Source organism: Sinosporangium siamense, assembly GCF_016863435.1.
GTDB lineage: Bacteria > Actinomycetota > Actinomycetes > Streptosporangiales > Streptosporangiaceae > Sinosporangium > Sinosporangium siamense.
In genome coordinates this window covers 126,201-146,660 of the sequence record NZ_BOOW01000012.1, presented here as the reverse complement: position 1 = coordinate 146,660, position 20,460 = coordinate 126,201, and the positions used below count along the sequence as shown (strand labels likewise).

The 20,460-nt window shown below is 68.1% G+C and carries 12 protein-coding genes; 5 read left to right on the top strand and 7 right to left on the bottom strand.

Annotated elements, in window-relative coordinates:
• Positions 1–35: 35 nt before the first annotated feature.
• Entirely contained in the window at positions 36–1,727 is a 1,692-nt protein-coding gene (locus Ssi02_RS10290) for a peroxidase family protein (RefSeq protein WP_204024221.1), read from the bottom strand.
• Positions 1,728–2,008: 281 nt separating this feature from the next.
• Between Ssi02_RS10290 and mdlC the strand changes: the two genes are divergently transcribed.
• A complete protein-coding gene (gene mdlC / locus Ssi02_RS10285; RefSeq protein ID WP_204024219.1) occupies positions 2,009–3,616 on the top strand; it encodes a benzoylformate decarboxylase in 1,608 nt (535 codons plus the stop codon).
• Positions 3,613–5,016 (top strand): FAD-binding oxidoreductase, encoded by a 1,404-nt coding sequence (locus Ssi02_RS10280; protein ID WP_239128764.1) that lies wholly within the window; start codon positions 3,613–3,615, stop codon positions 5,014–5,016. Before mdlC ends, Ssi02_RS10280 begins: the two co-directional genes overlap by 4 nt.
• Here the strand turns inward: Ssi02_RS10280 and Ssi02_RS10275 are convergent.
• The 4 genes from Ssi02_RS10275 to Ssi02_RS10260 all read right to left on the bottom strand — a co-directional run bounded on the left by Ssi02_RS10275 (position 4,991) and on the right by Ssi02_RS10260 (position 13,710).
• Positions 4,991–6,421, bottom strand: coding sequence for a cytochrome P450 (locus tag Ssi02_RS10275; protein ID WP_204024216.1), 1,431 nt, complete (start codon positions 6,419–6,421; stop codon positions 4,991–4,993). The two genes, Ssi02_RS10280 and Ssi02_RS10275, sit on opposite strands and share 26 nt — an antisense overlap.
• A 291-nt stretch (positions 6,422–6,712) precedes the next feature.
• Positions 6,713–7,378, bottom strand: a complete 666-nt coding sequence (locus Ssi02_RS10270; RefSeq protein ID WP_204024207.1) for an HAD family hydrolase — start codon at positions 7,376–7,378, stop codon at positions 6,713–6,715.
• A gap of 97 nt (positions 7,379–7,475) precedes the next feature.
• On the bottom strand, positions 7,476–11,318 hold the full coding sequence (gene hrpA / locus Ssi02_RS10265; protein WP_204024204.1) for an ATP-dependent RNA helicase HrpA: 3,843 nt from the start codon (positions 11,316–11,318) through the stop codon (positions 7,476–7,478).
• Between the two features lie 763 nt (positions 11,319–12,081).
• Positions 12,082–13,710 (bottom strand): ABC transporter substrate-binding protein, encoded by a 1,629-nt coding sequence (locus Ssi02_RS10260; protein WP_204024201.1) that lies wholly within the window; start codon positions 13,708–13,710, stop codon positions 12,082–12,084.
• A 219-nt stretch (positions 13,711–13,929) separates the two neighbouring features.
• Here Ssi02_RS10260 and Ssi02_RS10255 point away from each other — a divergent pair, with 219 nt between their 5' ends.
• Together Ssi02_RS10255 and Ssi02_RS10250 are read left to right on the top strand one after the other, a co-directional pair.
• Positions 13,930–16,329: a sensor histidine kinase gene (locus Ssi02_RS10255; RefSeq protein WP_204024199.1), complete on the top strand. Its 2,400-nt coding sequence runs from the start codon at positions 13,930–13,932 to the stop codon at positions 16,327–16,329.
• A 47-nt stretch (positions 16,330–16,376) separates the two neighbouring features.
• Positions 16,377–16,745: a DUF742 domain-containing protein gene (locus Ssi02_RS10250; RefSeq protein WP_204024197.1), complete on the top strand. Its 369-nt coding sequence runs from the start codon at positions 16,377–16,379 to the stop codon at positions 16,743–16,745.
• Between the two features lie 180 nt (positions 16,746–16,925).
• Here the strand turns inward: Ssi02_RS10250 and Ssi02_RS10245 are convergent, their stop codons facing one another.
• Together Ssi02_RS10245 and Ssi02_RS10240 are read right to left on the bottom strand one after the other, a co-directional pair.
• Positions 16,926–17,711, bottom strand: a complete 786-nt coding sequence (locus Ssi02_RS10245; protein WP_204024196.1) for a carbonic anhydrase family protein — start codon at positions 17,709–17,711, stop codon at positions 16,926–16,928.
• 796 nt (positions 17,712–18,507) lie between these two features.
• The gene (locus Ssi02_RS10240; protein WP_204024195.1) at positions 18,508–19,413 is read right to left on the bottom strand and encodes an LLM class F420-dependent oxidoreductase; all 906 of its coding nucleotides are present in this window, start codon (positions 19,411–19,413) and stop codon (positions 18,508–18,510) included.
• A 411-nt stretch (positions 19,414–19,824) separates the two neighbouring features.
• Between Ssi02_RS10240 and Ssi02_RS10235 the strand changes: the two genes are divergently transcribed.
• A complete protein-coding gene (locus Ssi02_RS10235) occupies positions 19,825–20,400 on the top strand; it encodes a class I SAM-dependent methyltransferase (RefSeq protein WP_204024194.1) in 576 nt (191 codons plus the stop codon).
• The last annotated feature ends 60 nt before the right edge of the window (positions 20,401–20,460 follow it).

Here is a 20,460-nt window from a genome sequence, read left to right as displayed (position 1 = left end):
GCCCGGTCACCGCCCCTTCACAGGTGTCGTGGAGGTCATGAGAGCCTCCGCCACGGGGCGAAGGCGTTGGGGACGCCCGCCAGGGCGGGGGCGAGTTCGGGATGGTGGCGCAGCAGGACGTCCACCATGCCGGTGTCGTCGATCCAGGCCAGCCCCTCGGGGGTGTAGACCGCGGGGGTGTAGAGCTCGGTGAAGAACGGGTCGCTCTTGAGGCGGCGGGAGGCCATCAGCACGAAGATGCGGAACGCCGTCTCGGAGAAGCCGAAGCCCTCGGGCGGCGTCTCGGCGTACATCCCGATCATCGTGTCGACGCGGTCGACGTCGCCGTCGTAGACCTCGCGCAGCAGGTCGCCCGACTCCAGCTCGTCGAAGCTCTCGACCGGGCGTTTGCCGAGCATGCGGCGGAAGCCGTTGTAGCGCGGCACGCCGCGCTCGCGGTCGCGCACGAGGTCGACGGTGCCGAGGTCGATGTGCTCGCCGTTGACGCGCACGAGGTCGCGCAGGACCGCCGGGTGGTTGTGCAGGGTGATCGCGCCGGGGTGCATCACACCGAAGCTGTAGAACAGGTCGGCCATGCCGTACTTGTCGACCGCCTCGCGCGTCTCGCGGCCCTGCATCGGCATGAAGCCGATGGTCTCCACGAGCTGCCCCCGGAGGTGCGACCGGATCGGGTAGTCGTCGCGGATCAGGGGGTGGAGGCGGTAGCAGGTCACGAACTCCTCGGTGGTCGAGTACGGAGCACCGTGGTGGTCGACGTTCGAGCCGAGGATGCCGGAGACCACGTCGCTCCGGCCGAGCCTGCCGCGGCGGCGGCGCCACTTGGCGCCGGCCAGGCCGGACCAGTTGATGTTCATGCCGACGCGCAGCGCACGGGTGGCGAGGATGCCGGGAGTCCATTCGACGGTGTGGATCTTGGCCATGACCGCGGTGTTGATGAGTCTCGCGGTCTGGAAGAGCCGTTCGTCCCGCCACGAGGGGTAGGCGGAGCGCAGCATGTCGCAGATGGTGTTGTGCTCGCGGGCGAACAGCGTGTGCATCATCGACAGGCCGGACCAGTAGTTGTCGCTGAAGCCGGTGAGGTCGATGCCGGTCAGGCCGGGGTTGTCCTCGTCGGGGAGGCGGTCGCCGGCCATCGCGAGCTTGCCGTCCTCGCCCGAGCGCAGCCTGCGGCAGCGCTCCTCGGAGCTGCCGTAGACCTGGGAGCCGTCCCACCAGTGGGTGACGGTGTTCTCGTAGGTCGGCGGGCGGTCGCCGCCTGTGTGGGCGACGGGGTCGGGACGGGTGCGCCGGATGCGCATCGGCCGTTCGTACCACGGGTCGCCGCCGTCCAGCTCGACCTCCAGCGGGGCGGCCTCATGGTTGTCTCCGTGGCTGAACCAGTCGTGGTTCTGAAACTGGATCCAGGCCGCGGCGAGCATGTTGAGCGAACGGGCGGGGATGAAGTCGGTCCTGGTCAGAAGCCGGTCGGCCACCATGCGGGGGTTGGGGGACATGAGCCGGTCCATCGGCTCGGGGAAGGTCATGGCCAGCGGGGCGTTGCGGTCGAAGCGGGTGCCGGCGCGGCCCATGTCGATGTCGTCGGGGTCGTAACCGGAGCCGTCGTAGGTGCGGTGGGAGGGGATGTCGGGGGTGGGGGTGCGGGAGCGCTCGCCACCGGCGCCGTAGGTGTCGTGGAGGTTGTGCCTGCGGAGTTCCTCGCGCATGCGGGCGAGCCCGAGGACGGCCATCGGGAGGGGCCGCTTGTGCCAGGGTTTCTCCTTGTCCCCCTCGATCGGCCTCTCACCGATAGTTTGTCCGGTTTTCCGATCGGTCCTCCGCTGCTCAGAGGATGGACCTGATTCCGGCCTCTCATCGGGAACATCACTCTCGGTAGGTCGCTCAAGCACCATGTCGCTTCCCTCGCTCGGAGTATCTTCCCCATCGAACATCACGTAGCGTGACAATGTACAGACTCAACGTTACATTCCTTGCCCGTCGGGGATGGATCACGCGAGGAGGAGCACATTCTGTGAGCATCGTCCGCACGGCCGTGTTCGATCTGTTCAGATCCCACGGCGTCAACACGATCTTCGGCAATCCCGGGTCCACCGAGTTGCCCATGCTGAACGAGTTCCCGGCCGACTTCCGCTACGTCCTCGGCCTGCAGGAGGCCGTGGTGGTCGGCATGGCCGACGGATACGCCCAGATCTCCGGCACCACCGCGGTCGTCAACCTGCACACCTCCGCCGGGCTCGGCAACGCCATGGGCGCCGTCGTCAACGCGGCGGCCAACCGCACCCCCATGGTCGTGACCGCCGGCCAGCAGGTGCGGGCGATGATGACCCTGGAGGCGCTGCTCACCAACAACGACGCCACCACGCTGCCGAAACCCGCGGTCAAGTGGTCCTACGAGCCCCCCAGGGCGCAGGATGTGCCGGCCGCGCTCGCCCGCGCCTTCCACATCGCGAGCACGCCGCCCACCGGCCCGGTCTTCGTATCGCTGCCGATGGACGACTTCGACGCCGAGGTGGACGAGTCCGAGGCGCTCGCCGTGAGCACACGCAAGGTGCTCTCACGCACCGCCCCGCTCCCCGGCGCGATCCAGGACCTCGCCCGGCGCCTGTCGTCGGCGGTCAACCCGGTGCTCGTGCTCGGCGGGGATGTCTCGGCGACCGGATCGCTGGAGATCGCCGTCGCCCTGTCGGAGCGCGCGGGGCTCCCGGTGTGGGCCGCGCCCCTCGAAGGACGGCTCTGCTTCCCGCAGAACCACCCCCACTTCCAGGGTTTCCTCCCGCCGGCCATCGCCCTGCTGTCGGCGGCACTCGGCGGTCACGACCTCATCGTGGTGATCGGGGCGCCGGTCTTCCGCTACTACCCCTACTTGCCCGGCGCCTATCTCCCCGAGGGCGCCACCCTCACCCACATCACCTCAGACCCGGAGGAGGCCGCCAAGGCCCCCGTCGGGGACGCCATCGTGGGCGACACGCGGGCGGCGCTCGAAATGCTCACCGAGCACGTCACGCCCTCGGGCCGCAAGGTGCCGCCGCGGGGCAGGCCGCAGCCTGAGCCGGACTTCGCCGTGGAGAACGGCAGGATGTCCCCCGTCAGCGTCTTCGCCGCGCTGGCGGACGCCGCGCCCGCGGACACGATCTGGGTCAACGAGTCGCCGTCGAACACCCTGATGTTCCAGGACCGCGTGCGCATCGGCGCCGAGGGCGCCTATCTGTTCACGACGGGCGGCGGTCTCGGCTTCGGACTGCCGGCGGCGGTCGGGGCCAAGATGGCCGACCCTGGACGGCCGGTGGTCGCGGTCATGGGCGACGGCTCGATGCACTATGCGCTGCCCGCCATGTGGACGGCGGCGGCCTACGGCGTGCCGCTGACGATCGTGGTGCTCACCAACAGGGAATACTCGATCCTCAAGTGGTTCAGCCAGCTGGAAAAGGTCTCCGGTGTGCCGGGCCTGGACCTTCCCGGCATCGGCATCCGTTCGATCGCCCAAGGCTACGGCCTGGCGACCTATCAGGCCGACTCCCGCGAGGAGTTGGCGGCGGCGGTCTCGGCCGCCGTGGCAGGCAGGGGACCGACGCTGATCGAGGTCCCGATCACCTCTACCGTCGAGGACTTGAACCCGTGACCACTTCCCTGGACCTCACCTGGCTGCCCGCGCTGCGCGCCGGCCTGTCCTCCGGCTGCCTCCACGAGGACCCGGAGACCCGCGAGCGGCACTCGCGCGACTCGGCCCCCTTCAGCCCCGCGGGCGTGCCCGCCGTCGTGGTCACGCCCGAGACCGTCGAGCAGGTGCAGCACGTGCTGCGCGTCGCCCACTCCTACGGCGTGCCCGTCGTGCCGCAGGGCGCCCGCACGGGCCTGGCCGGCGCGGCCAACGCCGACGAGGGCTGCATCGTGCTGTCGCTGCTGCGCATGAACCGGATCCTGGAGATCGACCCTGGCAACCGGCTCGTGCGCTGCGAACCCGGCGTCACAAACCGCGCCCTGTCCGACGCGGTGGCCGGGCACGGGCTGTTCTTCCCGCCCGACCCGGCCTCGTGGAACGACTGCACCATCGGCGGCAACATCGCGGTGGGCGCGGGCGGGTTGTGCTGCGTGAAATACGGCGTCACGGCGGACTACGTGCTCGGGCTGAGCGTGGTGACCGCCGACGGCGAGCTCGTCCGGATGGGGCGGCGCACCGTCAAGGGCGTCGCGGGCTACGACCTGACCAAGCTCTTCGTGGGCTCGGAGGGCACACTCGGCGTCATCGTCGAGGCCACCCTCTCCCTGCGGCCGGCTCAGCCGCCCTCGCTGGCCATGCTGGCGCAGTTTCCGTCCGCGACGGCGGCGGGCGAGGCGGTCGCGGCCATCATCGCGGCGGGGCATGTGCCCTCCGCGCTGGAACTCATGGACCAGGTGACCACAGCCGCGGTGGCCGCCCTCGGGCACCCGATGCTGACTCCCGACGCCTCCGCGACGCTCATCGTCGAGTGCGACGGCGACGACCCCTCCGCGGAGCTCTCGGCCATCGCCGAGCTGTGCCGTACGGCAGGAGCCCTCAACATGGCCGTGGCCGCCGACCAGGAGCAGTCCAAGCAGGTGCTCGACGCGCGGCGGCTGGTCCTGCCCGCGCTGCAGCGCCACGCGGCCACGCAGCCGGGCCGGCCTACGGCGTTCATCGAGGATGTGGCGGTGCCGCGCACCAGGCTGGCGGAGTTCATCGACCAGATCGCCGCCATCGCCGAGAAACACGACCTCTACATCTCGACCGTGGGCCACGCGGGCGACGGCAACCTCCACCCGACCGTCGTGTTCGACCAGTCCGATCCGGATGCGTTCCAGCGGGCCGAGCAGGCCTACGACGCGATCATGGCGGCCGGACTGGAGCTCGGCGGCACGATCACCGGGGAGCACGGCGTCGGCATCCTCAAGCGCGAGTGGCTGCGCCGCGAGCTCGACCCCGCGGCGCTCCGGATCCAGCAGGCGATCAAGAGCCTGCTGGATCCGAAGAACATCCTCAACCCTGGGAAGGTTCTGTACTAGCGCCGGCCTCGGCCTGCCGCGCCTCGGGCACCGGCTCCGCGGGCGCGGCGGGACCGGCCAAGTGCACCCCGAAGCGGAGCTTCGACGCGTTGATCGTGAGCGGCAGCGGCCGGCCTGCCCTGATCTCGGGCTCCAGCAGCTCCACCCGGCGGTCGCGCAGCAGCGCCGCCAGTACGGCCGGGCCGACCAGCAGGGCCAGGCTCGCCCCCGGGCACTGCCCCCGTCCCCGGCTGAACGGGTTGATCCACCAGTCGTCCCCGGCCTCGCCGGAGATCCACGCCTCGGGTGCGAACCGGTCGGCATAGGCGAGTTGCGGGTTCCTGTGGTGGAGTGAGGCGGGAATCATCACGTTGGTGCCGGCGGGGAGCTTGTCGCCGTGCCAGTCGATCGGCTCGGTTGTGACGCGCATCAAGGTCGGCACCGGAGCCCAGAGCCGCAGTCCCTCAAGCAGGCTCGCCTTGAGGTATGGCATGGCCGTGACGGCGGCCACCGTGCCCGCGCCGTGTGCCTGCTCGGCGGAGCGGATCTCCTCGGCGGCCTCGGCTGCCTTCGCCGGGTGGATCGCGAGCATCGCGAGAGCCTGCATGATGCCCACGCCGAACACGTCGAAGGCCATCATCCAGTGCGACACCTGACCCGCGGGATCGGTCTTCGCGGTCTTCGGGGCGCCGGCGAACATGCCCACGAGGCTGCCGGAGTCGGCCGTGGCGGCGTAGGAGCGGATCTTGGCGTTCATCCGGTCGAGCAGCGCCTGGTTGCGGCGGTTGCGCCATGGGCGCAGCCCGAGCCAGTTGGCCTCCATGCGCAGGGCACGCAGGAGGTTGCCGAGCCGGACGTCGTTCCGCGCCGCCTCCCCGAACAGGATGCGGCGTGCCGCCCTGGCGAAGGCGTGGTCGAACGCCGAGCGGGTGAGCGTGCCCACCCCCACCCCGGCCAGCAGCACGTCCATCTCGTCGGCGATCACCGTCAGGAAGCGGTCGGCCAGTGGATGCACCCGGTCGCCCGCCGCCAGCACGAACTCGTTGAACGCCTTGCGGTCGTCGCGCTGCTCCCCCGCGGACAGCACGAGCGAGGCGGGCTGGAAGAGGCTGAGCCCCCTGACCTTCTCCGGGCTCGCCAGGGAGAACACGTGGTCGGAGGCGGAGAGCACCCGCTTGATGTCGCCCTGCGACAACACCAGGAGCACAGGGCCCACGGGCCCACGCGTCCAGATGGACCGGCCGCCGTATCTCACGCGAAGTTTGCTCACAAACTCGTTTGCGCGGCGGTTTGCATCGAATTTGGCGACGATGTCCATCCCTTTAGGCTGCGTGGCGAAAGCCCCGCGCAGCAGTCCCGGAATGGTGTAGGTGAGGGAGAACATGACGTTCTCCAGTGCCGTGGCGCGCGGAATAGCCTTTGCCATAGCGGGAATGCCCCTTAAAGACGACCTGGACGTGACGGTGACTGCCCTACCCGCAAACCACGGATCAGGCACCTGACCTTCACAGGAAACCATTCGCCAAGAAGGGGACGCCCACACCTCGCCGAAATTAACACAGGCTTATCGCGCGGCACCGGCGACATTCTACGATTTTCCCAAGAAGCCTGGGTGACTCACATAGGCCGCGCCGTCCACCAAATACAGGATATAAGCAAATAGTCAGATATATTCGACTATCTCTCCCGTTTTCCCGGCAAAGGGCGCGGGGTCCGGTCAGCGCGCCAGTCTGCCCTCGGCCATCGCGACGACCAGTTCGCGCAGGTCGCCCACCACCAGATCGGCGAGGCCTGCCGCCTCCGGGCGGGCCGCGTGCACATAGCCCCACGGGCCGCGGCGCAGCAGCGCCGTGCGCATGCCGGCCTGCCTGGCGGGCACCACGTCGTTGTCGAGGCGGTCCCCCACGTAGAGGATCTCGCCGGGCGGCCGGCCGGCCACCTCGACGACCTTGTCGAAGAACTCCGGCTTGGGCTTCTCCACGCCCCACGCGGCCGAGGTGTGGATGGACTCCACCGGCAGGTCCATGGCCACAAGGGCGGCCTCCGCCTGCGGCGGCTGGTTGCCTGCGATGATCACCTGGTAGCCGGCGTCGCGCAGGGCCGCCAGGCTCTGACGTACATCGGGGTAGAGGTCGTCGGCGTCGAAGTTCTCGCGCAGGCCGTGGGGGTCGTCGCGCTCCCACGCGGCCAGTTCGGCCTCGACGTCCAGGCCCGGACGGACCATCTCGAACGCATGGAAGTAAGGCCGGTCGACGGCCACCATGCTGCCGAGCACGGCGAGCATGGTGAGCCGGGGCACGCCGAGGCGGTCGGACCAGCGCGACCAGATGCGCGTCTCGTCGATCAACGTTTCGCCGACGTCGAACACCAGCGCCCGGACCATGCAATCGCCTCCCTACGCGTCCCAGTACTTTACGCGTGAAACATCCCTTTTCCGGCACCGGCCCCTGGCGAGCCGGCGCCCTTCGCCGGCGGCGAGGCTAGGGCGCGAAGCGGTCCATGGCCTTGCGGATGCGCTTTTCCGACACCGGCGCCGGGGTGCCGATGCTCTGCGCGAAGAAGCTCACCCGCAGCTCCTCGATCATCCACCGCACCTCCTCGACCTCCGCGGACTCCTTGCGCGCGGGCGTCAGCCGTTCGAGCAGATCGTGATAGGCGTCCTCGACGCCGTGGACCGTCGCCATCCACTGCCCGTCGCGATATGGATCCTCCGGCAGCTTGTCCAGCCGCCGCTCGGCGGCCCGCAGATAGCGCTGGAGGTCGGGCAGGCGGCGGAAGCCGGTCTCGGTGACGAAGCCGTCGTAGACGAGGTGCGACACCTGGTCGCGCACGTCGGTGACGGCGTCGGCCACCTGTGCGGCGGTGAGGGCGGAAAGGCGCCCGGAGATGCCGTGCCAGACGGCGAGGACCCGCTCGACCCGGGCCACGACCTCCGCGGTGGTGTCGTAGAGGTGGGCGCGGACGTGGTCGTGCAGCTTGACGAAGTCCCCGGCGGACCACGCCGGGCCGCCGGCGTCGGCCATGAGCTTGTCGGCGGCGCAGGACACACAGTCGTCGAACAGCGCCGCCGCGCCCCCGTGCGGGCTGCGGCTGAGGGAGAGCTTGGCCTGGTTGCCGAGGCCGCCGAGGATCTGCTTGGCGGGCGAGACTGAGTTGAGCAGGATCAGCCTGCGCGTGCCCTCCCACATGGCGCGGCGCTGCTCCGCCTCGGTCTCGAACATGCGGATCGCGATACTCGTGACCTCGTCGGCGAGTGCGGGATATGCCTTGACGCGCCCCTGCTCGAACAGCTTCGGCAACTCGCCGAAGTCCCACGTGCGCAGGCCGCGCCGTTCCAGATTGTCGGCGGCCGCCGACAGGGTCTCGCGCAGCTTCGGGGCGAGACTGCGTTTGAGGGTGGAGAGGTCCTTGTCCTCGGCGACGGTGCGCTTCCGCTCGTCGACCACGCGGTAGGTGACGCGCAGGTGATCGGGCACGGCGTCGAGGTTCCAGGCATCGTGCGGCACGCGGACGCCGGTGAGCTTGAGCAGCTCGCGCTCGACGGCCTCCAGCATGGGCTCCCCGCCGGGCTTGACGCCGCCGAGCACACGCCTGGCGAAGTCGGGGGCGGGCACGAAGTTGCGCCTGAGGTTCTTGGGGAGCGACCGGATCAGTGCGGTGACGAGCTCCTCGCGCAGGCCGGGGATCTGCCAGTCGAAACCGTCGGAGTTCACCTGGTTGAGCACCTGGAGCGGCACATGCACGGTCACGCCGTCGGCGTCGGCGCCCGGCTCGAACTGGTAGGTGAGCCGCATGCGCTGGCCGCTCTGCCGCCACGTGTCGGGATAGTCGCCCATGCTGACGTCGGCGTTCTCGTTGATCAGCATCTCGGGTGAGAACGTCAGCAGGGCCGGGTCGGTGCGCGACGCCTGTTTCCACCAGGTGTCGAAGTGCCGGGCCGAGACCGCCTCGGCGGGCAGGCGCTGGTCGTAGAAGTCGAAGAGGGTCTCGTCGTCGACCAGGATGTCCCTGCGCCGGGCGCGGTTCTCCAGCTCCTCGACCTCGTCGAGGAGCTTGCGGTTCTCCTTGAGGAACTTGTGGTGGGTGTCCCAGTCGCCCTCGACCAGGGCGTGGCGGATGAACAGCTCTCGGGACAACTCCGGGTCGATCCTGCCGTAGTTGACCTTGCGGTCGACCACGATGGGCACGCCGTACAACGTGACCTTCTCCAGGGCCATCACGGCGCCCTGCTTTTTCTCCCAGTGCGGCAGGGAGTATGTGCGTTTGAGGAGGTGGGCGGCGAGCGGTTCGATCCACTCGGGCTCGATCTTGGCGTTGACGCGGGCCCACAACCTGGAGGTCTCCACCAGTTCGGCGGACATGACCCAGCGAGGTTGTTTCTTGAAGAGCGCCGACCCGGGGAAGACGCCGAAGCGCGCGTTGCGGGCGCCGAGGTATTCGTGTTTCTCGGGATCCTTCAGGCCGATGTGCGAGAGCAGTCCGGCGAGGAGGGAGACGTGCACCTTGTACGGATCACCGGGCTGGTTGTTGAGCGCGATGCCGAGCTGGGTGCCCACCTGGCGGAGCTGGCTGAAGATGTCCTGCCATTCGCGGACCCTCAGGTAGTTCAGGAACTCGGCCTTGCACATGCGGCGGAACTGGCCGGATGACAACTCCCGCTGCTTTTCGCGGAGGTATTCCCAGAGATTCAGATAAGTCTGGAAATCTGACTCTTTATCGGTGAATCGGGCGTGCAGCTGGTCGGCGTGCTGCTGCTTGTCGACCGGCCGCTCCCGCGGATCCTGGATGGAGAGCGCCGCCGCGACGACCATGACCTCGCGCACGCAGCCGTTCTTGTCCGCCTCAAGCACCATGCGGGCCAGGCGGGGGTCCACCGGGAGCGTCGCCAGCCGGCGGCCGAGCGGGGTGAGCGCACGGTCGGCGTCGAAGGCCCCGAGCTCCTGCAGCAGGTTGACGCCGTCTTTGACCTGGCGCTGGTCCGGCGGCTCCACGAACGGGAAGGCCGAGATGTCGCCGAGCCCGATGGAGGTCATCTGGAGGATGACCGAGGCCAGGTTGGTGCGGAGGATCTCCGGATCGGTGAATTCGGACCGGGCGAGGAAGTCGTCCTCCTCGTAGAGCCGGATGCATATACCGTCCGAGGTGCGCCCGCAGCGGCCCTTGCGCTGGTCGGCCGAGGCCCGCGAGATCGCCTCGATAGGAAGCCGCTGCACCTTGGTGCGGTGGCTGTAGCGGGAGATCCTCGCGAAGCCCGGGTCCACGACGTATTTGATGCCGGGCACGGTCAGGGAGGTCTCGGCGACGTTCGTGGCGAGCACGACGCGCCTGCCGGAATGGGGCTGGAAGACGCGGTGCTGCTCGGCGGCAGACAGGCGCGCGTAGAGGGGAAGGACCTCGGTGTTCCGCAGGGCGCGCTTGTTCAGCGCGTCGGCGGTGTCGCGGATCTCCCGCTCGCCGCTGAGGAAGACCAGGATGTCGCCGGGCCCGGCCGCGCTCAGCTCCTCGACCGCGCCGATGATGCCCTGGATCTGGTCGTCGTCCTCAGGCAGCGGCCGATAGCGCACCTCGACGGGATAGGTGCGGCCGGAGACCTCGACGATCGGGGCGCCTGAGAAGTGCCGGGAGAAACGCTCGGGGTCGATCGTGGCCGAGGTGATGATGACCTTGAGGTCGGGGCGTTTGGGCAGCACCTGCTTGAGGTAGCCGAGAATGAAGTCGATGTTGAGGCTGCGCTCGTGCGCCTCGTCGATGATCAGCGTGTCATATTGCTCAAGCAGCCTGTCGTTCTGCAGCTCCGCCAGCAGAATGCCGTCGGTCATGAGCTTGACCAGCGTGCCGGAGCTCACCTGATCGGTGAACCTGACCTTGTAGCCGACCGCCTGCCCAAGCTCGCCGCCGAGCTCCTCGGCCACCCGCTCGGCCACCGTCCTGGCGGCGATCCGCCTCGGCTGCGTGTGCCCGATGAGCCCGCGCACCCCCCGGCCGAGCTCAAGGCAGATCTTGGGCAACTGGGTGGTCTTGCCCGACCCCGTCTCACCGGCGACGACCACCACCTGGTGGTCGCGGATCACCTTCAGCAGATCGTCACGGTGCCGGCTGACCGGCAACTCCTCGGGATAGGTGATCTCAGGCACGGCCGCCCGGCGCGCCTCCACCTTGGCCGCGGCCCGATCGATCTCCCCCTCGATCTCCGTAAGGATCTTGTGCCGCGAGGCATTGCTCCGCACCCGCCGCACGCCTTCCAGGCGGCGCCCCAGCCGCCGCCGATCACGCGGCGTCAACTCAGACAGACGGGCATTCAGGTCGTCGAGCGGAGAATTCAAGAAAACGTTCCCAAGGCCGTGGTCCCCCGGCCGCGTCCTCACGCACGGCCACCCGACAGGATAGGCAGAACCCCCCGGGTCTCCGCCAACGGATTCTCCCGACCGCCCCAACAACCCCACCCCCGCCACCCCAAGATCGCCCCTCCCCCCAAGCTAGCGGCGCACGGAGCGGAAGTACGGCGAAGCACACACAACCGAGCCCCCTCGAGACACCGATGCGCCGGATAGGCGTGCACCGACGACCCGAACCCCACCCACGTGGGCCCCGAACCGGATGGAATCACTGTGCACAAGGCCGCCAAGGCGCTCATCGACTCACACACAGCCCCAAGCCGCCTTCTCCCGGCCACCAGCCGCCGACCACCCACAACACGAGCAGGAGCATGGCGAACGGCCGCCGACGCGTGGAGCGGACGTACGGCGAAGCACGCACAGCCGGGAACCGCGAGCAGCGCGAGGCGCCCATGCACAATGTGCGCAAGGCCGCCAAAGGTGCGCAAGGCGCTCATGCACGATGCGCCCAAGGTCACCGCGCACGCGCACCTCACGGCATGCGCGCGATGCGCATCTTGCAAGATGCGCCCGAGGCCGCCGCGCACGCGCACTACTCGGCCGAGGCGCTCGTCGATTCACCCCCTGCAGCCGGCCCTCCCGGCGCCGCAGCGGCGAGAAGCACCGACAACCGGCCCGGCGCACATCAACCAGCCGTCACCCCAAGGCTTCCCTGTGAATATTCACAGGGACCCCAGGAGCCAGGCGAAGTTCAGGCGCTGGGGGAAACGCTGTGGACGAAGACGACGTTGGGGTAGGCCGGGTTGTCGGTGTAGTGGCGCACACCGCCGGCGTAGGCCCGCTGGTAGTTGACCACCCAGGGCACGGCCATGAGGGCGCGCTCCTCGATCACCTCGTGCTGGAGGTCCTCGTAGGCGTCCTGGGCGGCGCGGCGGTTGGTGGCGGTCAGGGCGGGGAGTTTCTGGATCTTCTCGTCGAGCTGCGCGTTCTTGATGTAAGTGAGGTTGAAGTTGACCGGGTCGCCGCTGTGCACAAGGTTGACGAACCAGGAGTAAGGGTTGGCCACGTCGGGCCACCAGTACATAACGAAGATGTCCTGGCGCTTCCCGGTGTCCTTGCTCTTGCCGAGGCCCCACTGGGCCTCCCAGGACATCGCCCGGGCGTCCAGGGTGATGTTGACGCGGGCGAGCATGGAGGTGAGGAGGGTGGCCAGCACCCGCTGGTCGTCGTCGCCTGCGGCGTAGGTGAGGGTCAGGCGCAGTTCCCTGCCGGGGCCGTAGCCCGCCTGAGTGAGCAGCTCCTGGGCGCCGGCGAGGTCCTCCACGGGCTCCTGGCCCTTCTTGTAGCCGAGCATGCTCTCGGGCACGAGGCCGCTGGCGGGCGCGCCGGCGCCCTTCAGCGCCCTGATCACACCGGGGTAGTCGATCGCCTTCTGGACCGCCTTGCGCACCCGGATGTCCTGCATCGGCCCGCTCGCGCTGTTGAACAGCATCAACATGGTCTGGAACGACGGCACCTGCATCGTGCGGATGCCGCCGACGTCGGCGGCCCGGTCGAAGAGCTGCGGGGTCAGCCGGCCGATGAACGTGGCCTCGCCGCGCTGGAGGAGCTGCCAGGCGGTGTTGTGCTCCTGAACCACGCGGAATTCGATGTTCTTGTACTTGAGGCCTTCCCAGCCGCCCCAGTATTCCTCGAAGGCGGTCAGCCGCAGCTCGGCCTCTTTGCCCTTCTGCCACTTGGCCACCCGGTAGGGGCCGGATCCTGCGTCATTGCCCTGGGCGAACCACTTACCAAGATCTTCGTTCTTGGCGGCTTCGGTGTCATAGATATAGGCGGCGTAACTAGCCGACGCCATCATGTCCAGCGCCTCTGGATATTTAAGATTGAACACCACGGTGTTGGCGTCGGGCGTCGTGATCGTGTCGACCGAGTCCCAGATGTAGGAGGGAGCGGCGCCGAGCCTCATGGTGCGCTCGATCGAGGATTTGACCGCGGACGAGTCGACCACCCTACCGCTGTGGAACTTCGCGCCGGAACGCAGAGTGAAAGTCCAGGTCTTGCTGTCGGGGGAGGCGGTCCACGAGGTGGCGAGGCGGGGGCCGGCCTTCCTGGTCACCGGGTTGTAGATCGTTAAGCTCTCGTAGATGTTCTGCATGGCGATGATCTCGTTGGAATACGAGACGGCCGGATCCCACTCGGTGACGACCTCGAGATTCTGCACGTAGACGAACGTCGATTCCCGGACTTTCCCGGAGGCCGGCAGCGCCGAGGAGGTGTCGCCGGACCGCACCCCGCGCACCTCTCCCCCGGAGCACGCGGTGAGCGCTAGGGCGGTGAGGGCGGCGACGCCGATGGCGATGAGACGTGCTGACCGGCGCATGTTCGGCGGGTCCTTTCCTGCAAAACCTGATCATGATCGACGCTACTGCAAGATCACACCGGAGAGTAGCGCCGAGCATAGTAGATGCGATATTTCCCGATATCTCATGCCTTCGGGGATCAATTCCTGTCGTTCCACTGCTAGCCTCTTCCCCTGTCTCCCCCGGGGTTCACGAATAGCACCAACCCCACCACCCCCTGAACACGAGGGACGAGTGACATGGGTACCCCTGGCCGTTCACGTGACCGTTCGATCCGGTCCAAGATCGCTGGCCTGCTCCTGGTCCCCCTGGTCTCACTGATCGCACTTTGGGGCGTCATCGCCAGCGGGTCATGGGTCACCAGCCTCGATCTTCGTACGCATTCCACCATTTGGACAAACCTGCACGAGCCGGCCGACCAGATGATCATCGAACTCCAGCGAGAGCGGCTGCTCTCCGCCAGAAGGCTCGGGCTGGGCGGCGATCCCGACGATACGGCACTGACCGTCCAGCGCTCCCGCACAGACAACGCCCGCAAGAACTTCCGGCAGCTCGCCCTCTCCGACGCGTCTCGCGATGCGAGCAAGGACGCCACCCGCAAGCAGGTCGACACCCTGCTGGTCCAGCTGGAGCGTTTGAACGAGATCCGCGCCGAGATTGACGTTCAACTTTCCAATCGCCTTCGGACACTAGAGGCATATAACGACATTTCGGACGCAATTTTCCGAATGTTGGAGACGCTCGCCCTCATCGACGACATCCCGACTTACCAGCAGGGCCGCGTCCTCATGTCGCTCGCTTTCGCGAGAGAACTCCTGACCCGCGAGCAGGCCCTGGTGAGCGGGGCGATGATCAGCGACAACACGATGACCACCGACGAGCGCACGCTGCTCACCCAATGGGTCGGCAACCGGCGCTTCCTCATCGACCAGTCGCTGGCCGAGTTCGACCCCGAGCTGCGCGAGCAGTACGTCGACATCATCTCCGCCCCCACCTACCAGCAGCTCCGCGTCTTCGAAGAGCAGCTCATCGGCGGCGCCCCGCTGCGCGCCGGCGGCCTCAACTCCTGGCAGGAGTCCTCCGACACGGTGGCGGGACACCTGCAGACCGCGCAGGACAACACCGCGGCCAGCCTGTCCAAGCGCGCCGAGCCGATCGCCGACTCGATTCTGCAGGGCGCCTACCTGGTGGGCGGCCTCGGCCTGGCCGTCGTGGTGGCCTCGATCATCATTTCCATGCGGCTCGGCAGCCGCTTGACCAGCGAACTCTTCCGCCTGCGCCAGACCGCGCTCGAACTCGCCCACGGCAGGCTCCCGATGATCGTGGAGAAGCTGCGTAAAGGCGAGGAGATCGACGTCGAACGGGTCGCCCCGCCCATCGCCACCCGCGGCACGACCGCCGAGATCCACGACGTCGTGCGTGCCTTCTCCGCTGTGCAGCACACCGCGGTCGAGGCCGCCGTCGGCCAGGCCCAGCTCCGCAAGGGCATCGGCCAGGTCTTCCTCAACCTCGCGCGGCGCAGCCAGACCCTGCTGCACCGCCAGCGCATCCAGCTCGCCCACATGCAGGAGCACACCCACGAGCCGGACTCGCTGGAAGACCTCTTCAGACTCGACCACCTCACGACGCGTATGCGCCGCCACGCCGAGGGCCTCATCATCCTCTCCGGCGCGACGCCCGGCCGCGGCTGGCGCAAACCCGTGCCGATGCTCGACGTCATGCGCGGCGCCAGTGCCGAGGTCGAGGACTACACGCGGGTCACCGTACTTCCCATGTCGTCGTATTCCCTCCAGGGATCGATCGTCGGCGACATCATCCACATGGTCGCCGAGCTGGTCGAGAACGCCACCGTGTTCTCCCCGCCGAACACCGCCGTGCACGTCCGGGGCGAGATGGCCGCCAACGGCTTCGTCATCGAGGTCGAGGACCGCGGCCTCGGCGTCAGCCAGGAGAAACTCGCCGACCTCAACGAGCGGCTGCTCAACCCGCCGGAGTTCGACCTCGCCGAGAGCGACCGGCTCGGGCTGTTCGTGGTCAGCCGCCTCGCCGCCCGCCACGGGATCCAGGTGACACTGCGCACCTCGCCGTACGGCGGGACCACGGCGATCGTGTTGATCCCCGCTGAGTTCGTCATCGCCGACGAGGAGGAGCCGGCGCCCCCGATGATCGCCATCGCGGGCCCGGTCACCGCGAAGAACGGTACTCCGTCCGACTCCGATCCCGTCACCGGACCGATCACGCCGGTGCCGCCGCTCCAGACGATCCACTCGATTCCCCGGCCGACCCCGCCCGACCAGAAGGCGCCCCGGCCCGCGCCACCCGCGCCGCCCGCGCGTCCCGCCGCCGCTGTGGAGCACATCACACCTTCCCCGACTGGCGACGCACCTCGGACCGCCCGTGACGTACCCTCCAAAGAACGGACGGCCCTGCCCCGCAGGGTCAGACAGGCCAACCTCGCTCCGCAACTCCGAGAGGTGCAGCCCCTTGGAAGCCATGGAGGCGAGCGCGAGAGCCGTCCGGACCCCGAAAACGCTCAGACCCGGTCGCCGGAGGAGGCGAGACTGCTGCTGACCTCCCTGCAAAGAGGATGGAACCGAGGCCGTCAGGAGAGTGAACTGAGCGAGGAGGGCGAGAAGTGAGCACCACGCCGTGTCACGCCCAGGCTTCGATTCCCCGGAGCGCCTGAATGAGTGACCATGGGGAACGCTGGCTGGACGAAGACGCAGGACCGATCGTCCCCGCATATGCCTTGACCCGAGGGCGTGCCAAACCATCGGGCAACGCCATCGACCTCATCGCCGTCATCACGGCGACCGGCAGACGCCGGCCCGGCAATCTCGGCCCCGAACAGCTCACCATCCTCGAGCTGGCGACACGCGCGACCCCGCTGGCCGACATCGCCTCGGAGCTGAGCCTGCCGATCGGCGTCGTCCGCGTGCTCGTGGGCGACCTGCGCGATCAGCAGCTGGTCACGGTGCGGCCACCGGCCCCCGCCGCCCAGCTCCCGCACGAGCGCCTCCTGCGCGAGGTCATCAACGGCCTGCGGGCCCTCTGACACACCCGTAGCGGCGCGGTTGCCGTGGGGGGGCATCCTTGACCCCCCACAGAACCCTGTGGGCCTTAGTCCGCCTCTCACGGCCGGGGTGTCTTTCTCCCTACGGGGGGTTCGCCTGCCCGGCCTTCAGGGCTTCGCGCCCTCCGGGGGGTGGTTGCCCGGCGTTCGCCCTCCGTGCGGTCACTTCTCGCGGATGTCGGGCTTCGCCACCGTAACCGGCTTGGAGTTGCCGTGCGGGAAGTGGGGCTCGGGCCAGATCGCGCTGTACGCGGCATGCGTGCTGGCCTGGATCGTCATCCGCTCCTTGAAGACGATCCACTGCACCGGCCTCAGATAGGCGCCGCACAGCCTTGTGGTGAGGGATCCGAGGTAGCGGAAGGCCGTCAGGTTCGCCGGCAGCAACTCGCGCAGGGCGATGTCCCGCCTGACCGACATCTGAGGCACCTCGGGAGGGCATGTCTCGGTAGGCGGCGTGGAGGTGAGCAGCCTGTCGTGCTCGCTGGGGACCGGTGTGCTCGACACCGTCAGATGGACGGCCAGGGCCAGATAATCTCCCATACTGCTCTGATGCACGAGATGCACCTCCATCTCAGTGGACTCGTCGTCCACCGTGTGCTCGCTCGGGGTGTGGTAGTGCACGTTCAGGAGTTCGTATCTGACCTGGCCATAGGTTATGAAGGACCCGCCCGCGACCAGCCCGCGGACATCCTCTTCCCGGCTGCGTTTCTGACACGGCTCAAGGTTGTTGTATTTCATGAGGACACGGGACCGCAGATGCGGGTCATAGTGGATGACGAGGTCCGGCTGGGCCAGGTCCACGACGACAGCCGATGTGTTGATGTCGATCGGACTCTCGACCGGCGCTTCTACCACCGTGCGCGTGGAGCTGGTCAGACATCCGGACGAGACCACCGAGATCATCGTCAAGAGGGTGGCCGCGGCTAACCGGGCATGACTGATGAACATTCCTTGCCCCTTTGAATGTTGTGGTCATCTGCGCATTGACGCGTCTCACCCTGGCAAGGGCCCAGGATGCAGGCCGGATCACAACAGATCACACAAGGTGCCGGGATCCGACCGACCATTGTGGAATATCGGATGAATATCGCTCGGCGAGCTTTTCATCCTCCAGTGGGATCTGTGGAGCATAGCCGAATAGCCCCGCTGCGGTGGGGAGCTTCACACGGCCGACCGACAGATAATGGAATGCCGTAGCCCGAGATACTGACATTCAGGGCATCGAATATCGAATATACCGATATCCAACTTAGGGCTGACTAGCCCATTCGGCATGAGCTTCGACTACTGCTATCCGTGCGCTGGTCGCGCACGAGAAGACATGGGAGCAGGACCCTACATAACGGACTTTGCACCAAGTGCCTTACCAGACTTCCCTCCGCGCGTTGGCGACGTCCGAAGAATTGAGCACAAGCATCATCCCCTGCCAGGCAGGGACTTGCACTCTGCACTACTTCTTCCCCCACGCACCGGCAAATCCACCCCAATATTCGGCTATTCACCAATTGTTCATTCATAGGCCGAAACAGCGCCCATCAGACCACCAAACAGCCGCTGATCAGCCGCCGAGCAGCAAAAAAGCCAGGCGCCGACCATGATCGATGCCTGGCTTGGGCAGCGCCGGCGGACCGAAACCCGTGACGATCGTCACAAACGTGGCTTCAGCAGCTCCTGCGTGCGGCCGACGGTCTCGCGCGAGCCGTACTGCACCGCCGGGAAGAGCCCCTGAGGACCGCCGGCCCCGTCACAACCGCGACTTCAACAACTCCAACGTGCGGCCGACGGTCTCGCGCGAGCCGTACGGCGAAGCCATGAAGTCGGTCGCCCCCGCGGCGGCCAGGTCGTCCAGTTGCCTGCCGACGCTCTCCTCGTCGCCCACCACCGCCACCTGGCCGGGGCTCGCGACACCCTCGCGGTCGAGCATCGCGCGGTAGGACGGGAGCTGTCCGTACATCGCGAACACCTCGTCCGCCTTGGCCCGGGCGGCCTCGACGTCGTCGGTGACGCTGATGGGCAGGCCGCAGGCGATGCGCGGCTCGGGGCGGCCGGCCTCGCGGGCGGCCTTGGTGATCGTCGGCGCGATGTGCTCGGCGACGGCCTTACGGCCGGTCATCCAGAGCACGGTGCCGTCGGCCAGCTCACCCGCCAGCTTGAGCATGCGCGGGGCCAGCGCGGCGATCAGCACCGGCATCGCCGGGGCGGCGGGAGCGGTGAGCCCGATGTCGGCGCGCAGCGTCTCGCCCTCGAACGCCACCCTCTCCCCGTTGAGCAGGGGAAGGAGCACCGACAGGTATTCCCTCATATGCCTGGCCGGCTTGTCGAAGCTGTAGCCGAACATCCCCTCGATCACGACGCGGTGGGACAGGCCGATGCCGAGCGTGAAACGGCCGCGCAGGGCGGCGCCGGCGGTGAGTGCCTGCTGGGCCATGGCGGCGGGGTGGCGCGGGTAGGTCGGGACCACCGCCGTGCCGAGCTCGATGCCGGACACCCCCCGCCCCGCGACGGCGAGCGCGGTTATGGCGTCGAAGCCGAAGATGTGCGACATCCACACGGAGGCGAAGCCGTCGCCCGCGGCACGGGCGATCTGGCGCTCGATGGAGGACAGCGGGTCCTCGCCGGAGGATTCCTTGAGCATCACACCGATGCGCATAGCCGGTGCACCCACCTTCTCTGACCGCGGCCACGAAACCGAAACGCGGCCGACCGGCCTGTCATGCCGGCCGGGCCGGCGGCCCGGCACACCGCGCCGACCAGTCTAGATCGCCCGCCCGCCCCGACACGGGAACGACAGCGATGCTTTGACGAAATCGCAGGTCAACCCCCTTTAACGAGCGGAGAGGAGGGCGGCGGTACAGGGGGCCGCCGGACCTCCGGATCGGGGGAAACCCCGATGGACACCTGCCTGCCCGCTTAGTAGCCTGTGGTTCTTCACGCGTAATTGAATTGTCGCCCGGACAGGGGCGATCCGACATCGGGGGCCGGCCGCTTGTTCACGGATTCGCTTCATCGGAGATTCTTTGGATTTCTATCGCTGTTCGGCCCGAAGGCTCAGGGCAAGATATTGCGGCGATATTTCAATTGGTGGCACCGCACGCCCGACCCGTGGCACTTGAGCGTCAGCCCCTATGAGCGGGATAAATATCATGCGACGCTCAGACAGGTCCCGGAGCGCTCATACAGCCGCATTCTGGACGCAGGGTGCAGCGAGGGCACGTTCACCCACCTCGCCGCGGGCGCACACCCCGGCGCCGAGACGATCGGCATCGACATCTCCGAGCGTGCCCTCGCGCGGGCCCGGGCGGCGCGCCCCGTCGGCGACGGCGGTCCGCGGTTCATCGCCGGCGACCTTTTGAACCCACCCGACCTCGGCCGGTTCGATCTGGTCTTCTGCGCGGAGACGCTCTACTACCTCGGGCGCGACGACCGCCTGCGGCTCGCCTCCCGGCGCTTGCGCGACCTCCTCGCCCCCGGCGGCGTGCTCGTCCTCGTGCATCCCTGGCCGGAGGCACCTGAGCTCTACCGGCATCTCGACGCCGACGCCGCGTTGGCGAAGAGCGCCGAACACGTCGAGAACGACGCCCGGCGCCCCTATTCCGTCACCGTCTACACCCGCGCCCCGGCAACCGCCGGCCACTGAGCCCCGCCGCCGTCCCGCCTTCCCGGTGCCGCGGGACGGCCGTGTACGGCGAAGGCCCGG